2 tRNA genes are annotated in these 299 nt (G+C 49.8%); both read left to right on the top strand.

Going from position 1 to position 299, the window contains the following annotated elements:
* Positions 1–79 precede the first annotated feature (79 nt).
* Positions 80–153, top strand: a tRNA-Pro gene (locus M3G15_RS21465).
* A gap of 10 nt (positions 154–163) precedes the next feature.
* A tRNA-Gly gene (locus M3G15_RS21460) sits at positions 164–237 on the top strand.
* Positions 238–299 lie beyond the last annotated feature (62 nt).

The following is a 299-nucleotide window of genomic DNA, read 5'->3' as shown; positions in this document are numbered from 1 at the left end:
TGCTGGCAGGTTTCGCTTGCGCTCGCATGCGAAACGTGATATATTAATTTCTGCCTTCTCAAAAAGGCCTGCATTACTTCGGGACGTAGCTCAGCTTGGTAGAGCACCTGGTTTGGGACCAGGGGGTCGCATGTTCGAATCGTGTCGTCCCGATCTGTACATTGCGGGTGTAGTTCAATGGTAGAACTCCAGCCTTCCAAGCTGGTAGCGTGGGTTCGATTCCCATCACCCGCTCCATAATGAAGAAGCTTAAATCCTTACTTCGGTAAGGATTTTTTTGTTGTTGCGGCGGAAGTAGT

The sequence above is a fragment of the Paenibacillus sp. p3-SID1389 genome, assembly GCF_025151705.1.
Lineage (GTDB): Bacteria > Bacillota > Bacilli > Paenibacillales > Paenibacillaceae > Fontibacillus > Fontibacillus phoenicis.
This window is presented reverse-complemented; position numbering and strand designations above follow the sequence as displayed.